General features: G+C 35.7%; 9 protein-coding genes. All 9 read left to right on the plus strand.

Features of this window, described 5'->3' with window-relative positions:
• The first annotated feature begins 264 nt into the window (after positions 1 to 264).
• The 9 genes from GMB29_RS10475 (at position 265) to GMB29_RS10515 (ending at position 14,374) form a co-directional block, all read left to right on the plus strand.
• On the plus strand, positions 265 to 1,653 hold the full coding sequence (locus tag GMB29_RS10475) for an aminotransferase-like domain-containing protein (protein ID WP_136358272.1): 1,389 nt from the start codon (positions 265 to 267) through the stop codon (positions 1,651 to 1,653).
• Between the two features lie 170 nt (positions 1,654 to 1,823).
• Positions 1,824 to 3,065 carry a MalY/PatB family protein gene (locus GMB29_RS10480; RefSeq protein WP_136358271.1) on the plus strand — a complete coding sequence of 414 codons (1,242 nt, stop codon included), beginning with the start codon at positions 1,824 to 1,826 and terminating at the stop codon, positions 3,063 to 3,065.
• A gap of 155 nt (positions 3,066 to 3,220) precedes the next feature.
• The gene (locus GMB29_RS10485) at positions 3,221 to 3,595 is read left to right on the plus strand and encodes a RidA family protein (protein ID WP_211091277.1); all 375 of its coding nucleotides are present in this window, start codon (positions 3,221 to 3,223) and stop codon (positions 3,593 to 3,595) included.
• Positions 3,596 to 4,161: 566 nt separating this feature from the next.
• Positions 4,162 to 5,592: an amino acid permease gene (locus tag GMB29_RS10490; protein WP_136358267.1), complete on the plus strand. Its 1,431-nt coding sequence runs from the start codon at positions 4,162 to 4,164 to the stop codon at positions 5,590 to 5,592.
• Positions 5,593 to 5,949: 357 nt separating this feature from the next.
• A complete protein-coding gene (locus GMB29_RS10495) occupies positions 5,950 to 6,240 on the plus strand; it encodes a hypothetical protein (RefSeq protein ID WP_136358265.1) in 291 nt (96 codons plus the stop codon).
• A 681-nt stretch (positions 6,241 to 6,921) separates the two neighbouring features.
• Positions 6,922 to 8,256 carry an MFS transporter gene (locus tag GMB29_RS10500; RefSeq protein ID WP_196305265.1) on the plus strand — a complete coding sequence of 445 codons (1,335 nt, stop codon included), beginning with the start codon at positions 6,922 to 6,924 and terminating at the stop codon, positions 8,254 to 8,256.
• 64 nt (positions 8,257 to 8,320) lie between these two features.
• Positions 8,321 to 9,523, plus strand: a complete 1,203-nt coding sequence (locus tag GMB29_RS10505) for an aminotransferase-like domain-containing protein (protein ID WP_136358263.1) — start codon at positions 8,321 to 8,323, stop codon at positions 9,521 to 9,523.
• A gap of 1,547 nt (positions 9,524 to 11,070) precedes the next feature.
• The gene (locus GMB29_RS10510; protein WP_168733963.1) at positions 11,071 to 13,860 is read left to right on the plus strand and encodes a DUF3289 family protein; all 2,790 of its coding nucleotides are present in this window, start codon (positions 11,071 to 11,073) and stop codon (positions 13,858 to 13,860) included.
• The gene (locus GMB29_RS10515; RefSeq protein ID WP_136358258.1) at positions 13,853 to 14,374 is read left to right on the plus strand and encodes a hypothetical protein; all 522 of its coding nucleotides are present in this window, start codon (positions 13,853 to 13,855) and stop codon (positions 14,372 to 14,374) included. Before GMB29_RS10510 ends, GMB29_RS10515 begins: the two co-directional genes overlap by 8 nt.
• The last annotated feature ends 100 nt before the right edge of the window (positions 14,375 to 14,474 follow it).

Consider the following 14,474-nt stretch of genomic DNA (forward strand, 5'->3'; position numbering starts at 1 on the left):
TGACGTACCTTGACAAGTTAAGAAAATAGAATGGTAAAAGACTGTCATTTTTAGAAGAGGTTGATGCTAAGAGTGAATTAAGATAGTTTGAATGAGATGCAAGTTGCTTTAAGTGACATGTACTAATTTTTGAAAAATAGGTGGTCAATTAATGAGCGTGTGGAGATAGGCGAGAAAGGAAATGACTAGATGCCAAATGAAAGAAAATTATAATTGTTTTATAAACCACACAATCATATAATTGTATGAAAAAGGATGCGTATTATGCCGATTAATTCTTTTGAAAACTATCCGATGAGCTGGAAACCATCGATTGATAAAACGAAAAAGCCAATTTATCAAGCAATCGCAGGGCAATTGGAACAGGATATTTTAAACGGAGTTTTATTACCGGGAACAAAACTTCCCCCACAGCGAGAACTTGCAGATTATTTAGATTTAAATCTAAGTACCATTTCAAAAGCGTTTAAAGTGTGTGAGTTAAAGGGATTATTAAGTGCATCGGTTGGAAGTGGGACATTTGTATCGTATGATGCGTTATCGAATGCATATTTACTTGAAGATACAAAGCCGAAGCAATTAATTGAAATGGGAGCAACACTTCCAGATAATGCTTCTTACGAGCCACTGCTACTACAGCTAAAAAGTATGCTGCAAGAGACAGATTATGAAAGATGGTTTGGTTATGGTCGTGCAGGCGAAAGCCTTTGGCAAAAGGATGCGGCTATAAAGCTAATCCGAAGAGGTGGATTTGAGACAACAGTTGATCACATTTTATTTGCTAATGGGGGTCAAAATGCGATTGCTGCTACACTGGCAAGTCTTTGTAAGCCTGGTGATCGCATTGGTGCTGACCATCATACGTACCCTGGCTTAAAAACTGTTGCAGCGATGCTTAGTGTGCAAATAGTACCGATAAAATCAGAGAACAATGAAATGAGTCCAACTGCCTTTGAATATGCGTGTAAAAATGACAATATTAAAGGCATTTATTTGATCCCAGATTACCATAATCCAACAGCTTCTTGTATGTCTGTCGAGAATCGAAAAACGATTGCAGAAATTGCCAAAAAGTATAATCAGTTCATTATTGAAGATGCGACATATCATCTCCTGGGCGAAAAACCACTTCCAGCAGTCGCATCATTTGCACCAGAACAGGTTATCTATATTGCGAGTTTATCGAAATCAATAGCACCGGGGTTACGACTAGCTTATGCAGCAGTTCCGAGTCGATTCAAGGAGCCAATTTCAAAGGCACTTTATAATCTAAATATATCCGTTTCCCCATTATTAGCAGAACTGGCGGCACGTACGATTGTATCGAATCAATTTGAAATCATCATTGATGTTCATCGGGAGCAAACCATTCGTAGAAACCAAGTCGTAAATCGACATTTGGCAGATTATACCTGTTTAGGTGCTGATTCAGGTATCTTTCGCTGGTTACTATTACCAGGCAAAATCACAGGTGCTGAATTTGAAAGATTAGCTGCACAACATGGGGTACAAGTGTATGCGGCGGAACGTTTTGTCGTTGGAAATAGTTGTCCAGAGCGTGCTGTAAGGGTTTCAGTCTGTGCACCAGAAACGCTTGAAGAGCTTGAGCAAGGATTGATGATCCTTAAACGTTTACTAAACGATCTTACCTAATATGATTTGCCATACAATTGTAATATTGTATGGCTTTTTTGTGCGTGTTAAGATAACTGCAGAAAGAAAATTCTAAATAATATCTATTTTCTAAAAGGAATGATGTTATTTGGATGCAACAACATTAGTCCTAATTCAGAAGTGCAAAATACAGAAGGTGGGATAAGATCATGTATAATTTTGACGAAATGATTGACAGAAGTAATACAAATGCAATGAGTACAGATGGTTTCCGTGACTATATATTCGGGACCAATGATTCGATTACGTTTCCTTACAAAGATGAGGAGTTTATCAGAATGTGGGTTGCAGATATGGATTTTGCAACACCGCAGGTCATTATCGATGCCATCAAAGAACGTTTGGATAAAAAAATCTTTGGTTATACCCGTATATTCTCTGATTCTTATTATCATGCTTTTGTGAATTGGTGTATGAAAAGATATGGATGGAGTTTTGATAGAAACCACCTAGTCATGTCTAATGGAATTATTCCTGCTTTATATGAACTGGTTGATTATATCTGCAAGCCAGATGAAAAGGTCATCTTTTTAACTCCATCTTATGCATATTTTAAATATGCAGCAGATTTTCATGGTCGTGAGAGTGTATGCACAGACCTTATAAATGACAATGGTCACTATCGCATTGACTTTGATGATTTTGAACGGAAAGCAGCTGATGAAAAAACAACTCTCTTAATTTTATGTAATCCACATAATCCTACAGGTCGGGTTTGGACGGAAGAGGAGCTTAGAAGATTGGGAGATATATGTATCAAAAACGATTTGTGGATGATCTCAGACGAGATTCATTGTGATCTTCTGAGAGTGGGTAAAAAACATATTCCGTTAGCTAAAGTGTTTCCTAAGTATGACAAATTAATTACCTGTATGGCACCGAGTAAGACTTTTAACACAGCGGGACTGATGCTTTCAAATATTATTATTCCGAATAATAAATTACGAGAAATTTGGCTTTCAAGACATTACAATTTTGATAACCCTTTAAGTGTTGCCGGTGCCCAAGCCGCTTATGAGAAGGGAGAACCTTGGTTAGAAGAACTTAGGGTTTATCTGGATGACAATTTTATTTTTACTAGAGATTATCTGGCAGAGAATTTGCCAAATGTCGTTTTTGAAATTTCGGAAGCAACGTACCTTGCGTGGATAAATGTAAGGGCTTACTTCAATGAGGTTGAAAACCTTCCCTTGTTTTTTGCCCATAAGGCAGGAGTTCTACTAGAGGGGGGGGATATGTTTGTACAGAATTCAGACTCCTACATTAGGTTAAATCTTGCCTGCCCGAAATCTGTATTGGCTGAAGGCCTTAAAAGAATCTGTGATGCAATCAATACAAAGCAAGAAACTGCAGAATTGGAAACTCACCAAGCAACTGAAATATCAGGATAAAGTTATCACTATAAATGGCGGAAAAAATCAGTCCTTTAGCACAGGCGATCTAAAATACGACATAAGTTATCTGTTTAATGGATATTTAAGATGAAGGAATTTGCCGGGATTTAAATTATCTTAGGCCCCGGATATATAAATATAGGAGGAAAAAGATGATGAAAATAATAGAAACTAAACATGCACCAGGAGCAATTGGACCATATTCACAGGGATTTATAGTAAATGGATTCGTATATACGTCAGGACAAATTCCAGTAAATCCAAAAGACGGAATGGTAGGGAATACCATTAAAGACCAGGCGGAACAGAGTTGCCGCAATGTGGGAGCGATTCTTGAAGAAGCAGGAAGTGGATTTGAGTATGTATTTAAGACTACATGTTTCTTAGCAGATATGGCGGATTTTGCGGCCTTTAATGAGGTATATTCAAACTATTTTGTATCAAAACCAGCTAGAAGCTGTGTAGCGGTTAAAGAGCTTCCAAAAGGTGTTCATTGTGAGATAGAAGCTATTGCTGTAATGCCATGAAAGCTGAATGAAATTAAATCTATTAACTACTCAATTTTCTCATCCTGAACACAGTGTAAAAAACCCTGATGGCCCAGTCGAGAATAAAGGGGCAACTTGTTAAAAAGGCTTCTGAAAAAAGAGATTTTTGTTCCATGGTAAGGAGAAGATCTTCCGATAGTTTATAAGTTAGTGATAATAATAGGATGAAAATCACTTCCACAAAACGAATGTCTCGGATTTCATCGCAAGCCAAATAGAAGAGTTGTCCCACAGATTTCGGGTCATCCTCTTCTCGTGGATTGGTCGCAAGCATGATAAAACGAACAAAGACAATTCGGGTCTTGATTTCTTTTCCGGTGTATCAGTACCTAATCCTGCCACATCTCCTCGGAAGTATTAATTTTAATAATTTTAATGAAAGCGCTAACATCTAAAGGGAAAAGCTTTTCCGTACATCTACGCTTTTATCAAGAAGCTAATCTTGTGAAGGGGGACAGAGTGTTTTTTTCATCGAGGAGTTACCATGATCTGTTTAACATAAGAAAAATAAAATGAAATACACAAAGTCATGAGGAGGGAATGAAATGAGTAAAAAAATACACGTACAGCCCTACGAGAAAGAAGAGTTGAAGAGAGGTCTGTCAAGTCGTCATATCCAGATGATAGCTATAGGGGGCTCAATTGGAACTGGTCTCTTCTACGGTTCTTCCTGGGCCATTAGCAGAGGGGGACCTGCCATTCTGCTGACATATTTACTCGTTGGGATTGCCATTTACTTCATCATGAGAGCTTTAGGCGAAATGGCTGTGGAAGAACCGGTATCTGGTTCATATATTTCCTATTCGAATCGTTATATTCATCGCTTTGTTGGGTTTCTAACAGGTTGGAACGCTTTTATCTTTTTAATAGCAACAAGTGCAGCAGAACTTAACGCACTTGGGAGATATGTACAGTTTTGGTTTCCTGATATACCAATTTGGGTTAGCTCTTTAGCAGTGGTATTGATTTTGTTCACAATTAATATGATTGGTGTATCGATTTATGGAGAGGCAGAATACTGGTTTTCCTTGGTTAAGGTTATAGCGATTGTCCTTATGATAATATTTGGAGTTTTAATGATATTTTTCGGAGTTGGAAATGGTGGTAATCCGGTTGGGTTAGGAAATCTCGTAAACCATGGAGGCTTTTTCTCAACGGGAATGAGCGGATTTATTTTATCGATTGTAATGGTGGCTTTTGCATTTGGCGGAGTTGAAAACCTCGGACTTGCAGCAGGAGAAGCAAAAGATGTAAAGACTACAATTCCTAAGGCTGTTAATTCTGTGTTCTGGAGAATTTTTATTTTCTATGTTGGGGCTATCTTTATTTTGGTAACAATCTATCCTTGGAATACTATCGGTTCGTCTGGAAGCCCATTCGTTGAAATATTTAGTAAAATGAATATTCCAGCTGCCGCTTCAATTATGAATTTTGTCGTTATTACGGCAGTATTATCTGCAGTAAACTCTAGTATTTTTACCAATACCCGTTCTTTCTACAGCTTGTCTTTGGCAAAGAATGCTCCCGGCTTCCTTAGCAAGGTTAACAGTAAAAATATACCATCTGCAGCAGTCATACTCGTTTTTGCAGCAATGCTTGTTGGTGTTATTATGAATTACTTAATTCCCGAGTCAGTTTTTTCATTGTTTGCTTCCGTTACTGTTTTTGGTCTAATTTCTGCCTGGTCTGCGATTCTAATAAGTCATTTAAAATTCAGGAAGATTAAAATGAAAAATAATGAAGTTGACAAACTTACTTACAAAATGCCTTTCTATCCGTACAGCAATTATTTCGGCCTGTTCTTTATGGCTGTGATAATAGTATGTATGGGTATCCTGCCGGAAATGAGAATGTCCTTAGTAGTATCAGCAGTATGGGTTGCAATCGTTTTTGCAGCGTATAAGTTCTATACAAAAAAGGAACCAGCAAAGGATCTAGCAAAAGATTCATTAAATGAAGAAGATTTTGGCGCATAATGACTAGATACTGCGATACGATTTAAGCTATTTGTTTTATAAAACGAAGTAATTTGCTGTGATTTCATTTTTTTAGGACACAGATATTAATAGAATACTATATTTCGAATTTGATTCAAAAACTCGTTTCATCGCAAGCGCTTAACCATGCTAGAAAATGCCGTATTATATAAGGAGACAGTGTGTAAGATGGACATGATGACATTACTGCAACACCATGTGAATAAAGAATAATGACCACGGTAATCAACCACCCACATATATTGTTCGCCATACAATTATAGTATTGTATGGTTTTTTTACGGGTGATATGATGAAATCGTTGATCCATACAAATAAATGATGGAGGTAGATACCATGAGTACAAAAGCATATTTAGAAATAACAATGATTATTGATGAAGCAAACCGTCCGGCAGCAGCCAAGGTATACGTTGATTATCGCCAACCTTTTTTGACACAAATAAAAGGTGCTGTTTCTAAGGAACTTTTAATTCGAAATGAAGATGTTCAGGTGCTTCACGGATTCGATAGTGTTGAGAACGCAGAAGCTTATCTAAAAAGTGAAATGTTTAATAGCGATGTTTTTGTTGGTCTTAAGCCATTGTTGAGTGCTGACCCTGAAGTGAAAATTTTTAGTGTGGCATAAGGTAATAGTAAAAACGTTGGCTTTGAGTTATTTCCAAAGTTTATAGGACTCCATTCAGCAATGAATTTCTTAAATCTAAAAGCCGCTATAAAAGTCACGTTAAACAAGTACAATTATCAATGTATTATCATTTTATTTTAATAGAAATTATTCTAAATCTCAGCGGTTAAAGAGTTTCCCAAAATCATTCTTTGTGAGATATTAGCGAATTACTTTCAAGCCATGAAAGGTGTACTATAACATAAATAATTCGAAGGTGGATGAACGATGAAAGTGAAAGTAATTGGGAGGTGCCCAGATACATTATATGCACTAAGTAAACTAAAAGAAAAAAAGCAAATATCGAGTTTCAGGATTTTTCTGCAAGCTTTTCTGCGCTAAAGAATTATTTGTATATTAGGGAAAACAATGCCCTTTATGAAGCTGTACGAGAAGCAGGAGGTATAGGAATTCCATTTATTGAATTAGAAGATGGAACACAGACTTTAGATCTAGATGCTGTGTTACATAAATTGTAAATAAGAAGTTTATCAACATAATAGTTATTTTGCATAGATAAGGAAACAATTAAGAAAATTGTTTGCCGTACAATAATAATATTGTATGGTTTTTTTATTGGTGTTAAGATGTTTGAAATCTAGTTATATGAAAGAGAATGAGTTTTCTAGAAAGGTAGGTTAAATTGTGTTACAAGATAGCGTAAAAAAGTCAGACGATCAATCAGCTTGGTTACAAGTCTACATTCGTTCTTCAGAAAAACAAAAACAACTATATAAGAGAACATTAATGGTTGTTGTTATATCCCAAATTTTTGGAGGAGCAGGACTTGCAGCAGGAATAACAGTGGGAGCACTTCTAGCCCAAGACATGTTAGGTACAGATAGTGTAACGGGACTTCCTACGGCATTATTTACTTTAGGGTCAGCAGGGGCCGCACTGCTTGTGGGACGACTTTCTCAAAGATTTGGACGTCGTTCTGGACTTGCGGCAGGATTTTTGGCTGGCGGTATCGGTGCCATTGGAGTAGTCATTTCAGCATTATTAAATAGCATTTTACTTTTATTTATTTCACTACTTATCTATGGAGCTGGATCTGCAACGAACTTACAAGCACGTTACGCAGGAACTGACTTGGCAAACCGGGCACAAAGAGCAAAGGCTGTTAGTATGGCCATGGTTTCCACCACATTCGGTGCTGTTGCAGGACCAAACCTGGTGGATGTAATGGGTGAGTTTGCGATATCCATCGGAATTCCTTCTTTAGCTGGTCCATTTATATTAGCTGCCACAGCTTATATACTTGCTGGTTTGGTTCTCTTAATTTTTCTTCGTCCTGATCCCTTTATTGTTGCAAAAGCAATATCAGATGATCAAAGAAAAAACAGTCTTTTAGAGGAAAAATCTGCTATGTTGTCGATAAACAGGAGAGGCATTTTTGCAGGAGCTGCCGTAATGGTTCTAACTCAATTTGTGATGACGGCAATTATGACAATGACCCCCATACATATGGGACACCATGGCCATGGTTTGAATGAAGTAGGTCTTGTCATTGGATTTCACGTAGGTGCTATGTTTTTACCTTCGTTAGTAACTGGTTTTCTTGTTGATAAAATTGGTCGTACTGCTATGGCCATTGCTTCTGCCGTTACGCTGCTTGCTACTGGCATTCTAGGTGCTATGGGTCCTGCTGATTCAATGGAAGTACTCATTACAGCACTTGTTTTACTTGGACTTGGCTGGAATTTTGGGTTAATTAGCGGCACAGCAATCATTGTAGATGCTACTTCACCATCTACTCGGGCTAAGACGCAGGGTTCTGTAGATGTTTGGATTGCTTTGTCAGGAGCATTAGGAGGAGGATTATCAGGAATGGTTGTAGCACATTCTAGTTATGCTGCTCTTTCCATTGCTGGTGCTGTGCTTTCATTACTGCTTATTCCAATTATCATTTTTGCGACTAGAAAAGAGAGTAAAGTCGAAAAAATAAATGTAACTGAAAATTCAAAACATTCTTAGAGTAAGGATAGCCTAGAATCTTTTCAAATCATGACTAAACGTTATAAAAAAGGAATGATGATAATTGGAAAATAAGTTTGCTGAGAGAGCTCGTTTAATAAAATCTTCTGAGACAAGAGAAATACTAAAAGTAACAGAAAGACCAGAAATCATCTCTTTTGCAGGAGGACTGCCAGCTCCAGAGTTGTTTCCTGTAGAAGCTCTTAAGGATGTATGCAATGCTGTTTTGAGTGAAGAAGGTGCGGCTTCTCTACAATATAGTACGACAGAAGGATATATTCCTTTAAGAGAAGCTATTTGTCAAAGGATGAAAGGGATTGGAATCAACTCTACTATTGAAAATGTTCTTATTACATCAGGATCCCAGCAAGCAATCGACCTTACAGGAAGATTATTTATCAATGAAGGAGATACGATTATTTGTGAAAGCCCAACCTATCTTTCAGCAATTCATGCATTCAAGTCATATAATGCCAAATTTGTTGAAGTAGCTATGGATGATGATGGAATGGTTATGGAAGAGCTAGAGAAAAAGCTGCAAGAGCATCCTGACACAAAATTTATCTATACGATTCCAGATTTCCAAAACCCTACAGGTCGCACATTAAAACTCGAAAGGCGAATTAGAATGATTGAGCTTGCTAATCAATATGATGTGCTGATTGTAGAGGATAACCCCTATGGAGCTGTAAGATTTGCCGGGGAGGAACTCCCCCCTGTGAAACATTTTGACACAGAGAGCAGAGTCATTTATATAAGCACTTTCTCTAAGATTTTTACTCCCGGTCTTCGACTTGGATGGATTTGTGCAGACGAATCTTTCATTGATAAGTACGTTGCTTTTATGCAAACAGCTGACTTACATACTGTCAGCTTTGCTCAAAGAATGACAGCAAAGTATATGGAACTTTACGATATCGAAGAGCACATTACTAAAATCAAAGCAGTTTATAAAGAAAGATGCACAGCTATGTTATCTTGTATTGAAGAATTTTTTCCAAAGAATTTGTCTTACAGTAAGCCAGAAGGTGGATTATTTATTTGGGTTGAGCTCCCTGAGGGCGTTGATTCAACACATATATTTATAGAGTGCTTGAAAAACAATGTTGCTTGTGTTCCTGGTGTACCATTTTTTCCAAATCGTACACAAAAAAATACATTACGTTTAAATTACTCAAATATGTCTAAAGAGAAAATCATTGAAGGTATGAAGCGTATGGGAGAAGTATTACATCGTGAATTAGAAAAAGAAACAGCGCTTTTATGATTTAGAGTTGTCATTATAACCGAGGAAGACACCCAAAGAAACAAGGTCTTGTGCTACAATTTTATATGTTATATTCATTTCCTTTAGTTGATCATTGTTTGCCATACAATTATTATATTGTATGGTTTTTTGTGCGTGTTATGATGATTCAAATCTAGTTGGAGCTTGGGGGGTTATCATTTTTCCCAGAATGGAAGCGGTTTTGGATTGACATTTTTCAAGAGCAAGATCAACACATTATTGACTTTATAAAGAAGTTTTCCGGTTCTAATCCTGTTATGGAAAGAATGAAACGACCTGATGTCCCTGCTGACTTTATATATGAAATATTCGCGTATAAATACATTTACAGCAGGCGGTTCTTTTTATTTAAATTTTGATGTGGAAAAAATGAAGTATATTCTACATAAAAATTTTGTATCTATCCTATTGAGGATATATCTAAAAAAGATATATATATTGATTCAACCACTCCAATAATTAAGAATAAATAAACTAAAGGATCAAAGACTGCCTTTTTTAACAAGGATATACGGAAATGATAAACCTTTTATATGCGTGGACGGAAATAAACGGATTCAATCAAAAATAAAGGTTATATTTTTAATCAAGATCATTGGAAGAGCATGTTTTTCTTACCATGTGATGACTATTTCATGGCGTTGACACTAGAATTACAACTCATGAATAATCAACTAAAAGAAAAAGGTACTGAACAAGATGTCATAAAAGAAACACAAATGTATTTCAGCCTTAAAGGCTAAATGGCAGGCTTAAGTGTTGATTTAAAATTAAGATTGATAATTTAAAAATAAAGTTTGATAAAAACCCTGTATTAATATAGGGTTTTTCTTTTGATTCTTAAACTTCATCTGTATTGTTCAATTAAAGGGCCATTTTCTTGAACAATAGTTTTAAAAAAATTCGCTGTATATATAGGTTCAATCTCTAAAGAAAGATCATTGATTCATAAGTCTGATAAAAATAATAAAATTATCAGGAAGTTTTTACCTTACATTCCATTGATTTACACAATAAACTAAAATTGGTTAGCGAAACTTTAGTTTTGGGAGGAAAGGAGAAAAAATGAATTTATCCCCCAAGGAACTATAAGAAATAACTGTTACCGTTTATTTTATGCTTTTCAATGTTTTTTGCATTTTCGCCACAGTCTAAGGACCAAAAAGCATCATCCCCTGAAACATTTCATATAAAAGGTGGGGAGCGAAACGGGATCCATTCATTGGTTTACAGGTAGAAAATATATTAGGGCAAAGATTTATTTATGTTCGGTAAATTTAAAAAGAAAAGACACTTAATTATTAGGTGTCTTTCTGGTTTAATATTTTTTGAAAATTCGGCATTCAAATACATTTCCATTATATCCTTTTGATAGGTACCAACTAGATGCTATTAAAAAAAATAAACTTGTAAAGGAGTTGATTTAATGGCATTATCTCAAGGATTTTGACAATATTTCTTCGGATGGGAACACAGGATATCATATATAGGTTAAAAATAATATTTTTATAGAGGAGATTATCATGATGGAAAATAAAGTAAAAAGTATGTTGAGTTGTTTATTGATCTTTGCAATGATTTTCGGCGGATCTGGGCAAGCGGTAGTTGCCAAGGGCAATAACCATGATAATCAAGGAAAACATAAGAATTCTAGTGAGCAAAATGTAAAACAGTGGTTAAGTGAATATGAATTCTATGAGGACACCAGAATTGCAAAAATCTATGATGAGATTGCAATAAAAGAATTAAAGCGTTTCGCGACAGTCATAAAAGAAACTAATGCTAAGTTTGATTCTAAACTGATAGCGGAAATTGATGAAACCAGAGACTTTAAACAAAAAGATATGAATGGACTTGATGTACTTCAACAATTGATTAACGAATATGAACAAGCTGTTCAAGAGGAGTACATACAAGAGGTGGTTCTTAAAAGTGATCGGCTCTTGAACATCAAACATAGGTTAACCATATGTCTATGGGGGTATGTAAAAGAAAACGATTTTAATGCACCAACTGAAGTATTACTTGCAGATATACTCTTTAATTTTTATTTATCGGATAAAATTGTCAATAAAAATGCTATCGGCATCTTAAAGGATATCTCCGATCAAGCAGATCACAAAGGAAATAAACTAAAAGCTCATTTGAATAATGCTGTGAAAATGTCTGAAAAAGGTAATGAGTTTCTAGAAAAAGATCTAGCTATCCCTGCATCAAAATCCTATCAAAATGCATATAAACAAGTGTTATTCGGACTTGAAAAAGCAGGCTATTTATTTAACACGGAATTCTTTGAATCTACCTCTGACACGGATGGTGACACGATAACAGATGGAATAGAATTCCTAGAGGGAATGAATCCATTTAAAAAGGATACAGATGGTGATGGATTGCAGGACAATATTGAATATGAGGTTAAATCATTTATTTCCCCGACAAAATATGATTCAGATCGTAATGGTATAAGTGATGCAGATGAAGATATCGATGAAGACGGCCTGAGTAATAAAGACGAGCAAGCTTATCAAACAAATTTGATTAAGGAAGATTCAGACCAAGATGGTTTAACTGACGGATTTGAAGTACATCAGTTCGATTCATTACCTAATAAGTATGATACAGATAACGATGAGTTAAGTGATGGAGATGAATATGCTTTAAAGACAAATCCGAATGCTGCAGACAGCAACAATGACGAAATTGAGGATTCACAAGAACTCTATAAACAATCGATTAGTAAATCATTGATTCAGCCTGATAAATCAGAAATTAAAAGCGTAGAAGTTGGGTTTAGTGCAAAGGATAATATTAATAAAACGACTAGAATTAGCAGCACAAACAACGTAAATATTAAAACAACTAATTTACACGGTATTATTGGTTCTCCTGTAAGCATCAATACGCAATCAGAATTTGAGAAAGCAAGCATTAAGTTTACTTATGATGAAGCGAAGCTAGGAGACACGTTGGAAGATGATCTAGCCATCGTTTGGTACAATGAAGACGAGGAAATGTTTGAAAGCCTTAACGCTGTGTTAGATACAAGTAAAAATACAATAAGTGTGGAAACTACTCACTTTGGTGAATATCTGGTTGTTGATAAGACAAAATGGTTGGAGCTTTGGAGTAGGGAAATAGACTACTCAAGGACGGATGGTGTAAATGAACAAAATATTGCAACGAGAACAGGTGGAGAGAACGATCAAGCTGCAAGCAGCGATAAGTTGAATGACATTGTCTCTAGCGATGATTCAGGTGATGGAGGGATAGATACAAAAGATTCAGATGGGGATGGCTTATACGACAGCTATGAAGTTGAAGGAATGAAAACACCATACGGTATAATTTACTCAGATCCTAACAAGAAAGATAGTGATGGAGATGGATTAACCGATGGGCAAGAAATGGGTCCATTCAAAACATTCACGATAGAAATTTTTGGAATTACTATTCATTATGAAGGTTTCTTTCCAACTAGTTTTCCTGACCAAAAAGATAGTGATGGAGATGGAATTTTTGATAATGAGGATTCGAGACCGTTGTACTCTGATTTATCCAATTTAATAATTCATCAATCAGATAGACCAGAAGGCTATGATGAAAATGGAAATGTAGCGAATGATATGAAAACAAATGATTATACTGGAGATGAAATAACTGACATTAGCTGGATGTTCAATTTCCAATTACTTGAATCTTATTTCCCAGGTATTCTCTTTGATGAGTTCGAGACAATGTCAACAAGCATATTTTCTACGGGAGATATGGAAGATGTTGTTTTAGATATGATTGATCATTTTGAGGATGGAACTGCTACAGAGTATAGCAATCAGACTTTAACTAAAAAAGCGAGTGAGCATGAGACAACAAAAGACTATGTTGAATTTGTCAAAAATGCCTTAGTTGATGAGCTAAAGAAAAATGGAGGTAATTTGGCAGCACTTCAGTTTGATAAAAGTACAAAGGAAACTAATGAATTTTATAATTTTATACAGAGAAATGCTAGTTACCCGACGTTTAGCACTTGGAGTGATAGAATAGGAGGACTTACAATTACAGTAAATGATACTTGGGGGAATACAGTATCCGTAAAAGATTTTTCAGTAGAGAACAATCACTTTAAAGGTGTCATGCATGTTCGTTTATATGATCATTTTGGGTTAGATCAGCCAGATGTTGAGAAGGTGTATGTCAACTTAGCAGGATTCCGTTCCTGGTTTGTCTTACAGCATTATGATGAATATAATGGGGAATATAAGCCCTTTGTTACTGTAATGGAAATGGATATACCATTCGAGGGGGAATTGAGTGATTAAAGTTAATTTAAAAATTATAGTTTTAATGATTGGTATATTCTTAATTCCATTAAACTTAATTGGATGTAAAAAGAATGAGGAGTCAAATGGGGAAACAAAGATTTTCGAAATTGACAATACAGAAGAGATCTTTGGTAAAAAGGATGAAGAAGTGGTGACTGTTAGAAAGCACTATATGATTCTAAATCCACCGAAAGATTTAATACAATTGAAAGAATTAATTGAAAAATACAGTAAGGATCATCCAGTTGAAGAAGAAATGAAAGTAATAGAAGGCAAAAACAGGATTTTTGATATATCCTTATATAGGGAAAGTGAGGATTTGCCAGGAGACTGGCAGCCTGATGAAAGTTACATGAATACAGATCGGCTAGAACATCATAAGAATGATCTAATTGCATATATAATTTGGTCAGATGCTGAACCACAAAAAGAATACAATGTTTATGATAAAAATAAGGAAGGAAAGGTAATTAAGAGGATGCGTTTTATTGAGGATCAGCTTGTTGAGTGATACACTATCCATACACTAAAAAATAAAGAAATGGAAATTGTTAGAAACTACAACAGGAACACTAAATGATAGACTGGGGATCACTATGAATATTTTCCAT

The organism is Metabacillus sediminilitoris (genome assembly GCF_009720625.1).
Lineage (GTDB): Bacteria > Bacillota > Bacilli > Bacillales > Bacillaceae > Metabacillus > Metabacillus sediminilitoris.

Coding starts and splice junctions, on each gene's coding strand:
- GMB29_RS10490 (WP_136358267.1), top strand. CDS start 4,162: ATGAGTAAAAAAATACACGTACAGCCCTACGAGAAAGAAGAGTTGAAG.
- GMB29_RS10510 (WP_168733963.1), top strand. CDS start 11,071: ATGGAAAATAAAGTAAAAAGTATGTTGAGTTGTTTATTGATCTTTGCA.
- GMB29_RS10495 (WP_136358265.1), top strand. CDS start 5,950: ATGAGTACAAAAGCATATTTAGAAATAACAATGATTATTGATGAAGCA.
- GMB29_RS10485 (WP_211091277.1), top strand. CDS start 3,221: ATGATGAAAATAATAGAAACTAAACATGCACCAGGAGCAATTGGACCA.
- GMB29_RS10480 (WP_136358271.1), top strand. CDS start 1,824: ATGTATAATTTTGACGAAATGATTGACAGAAGTAATACAAATGCAATG.
- GMB29_RS10475 (WP_136358272.1), top strand. CDS start 265: ATGCCGATTAATTCTTTTGAAAACTATCCGATGAGCTGGAAACCATCG.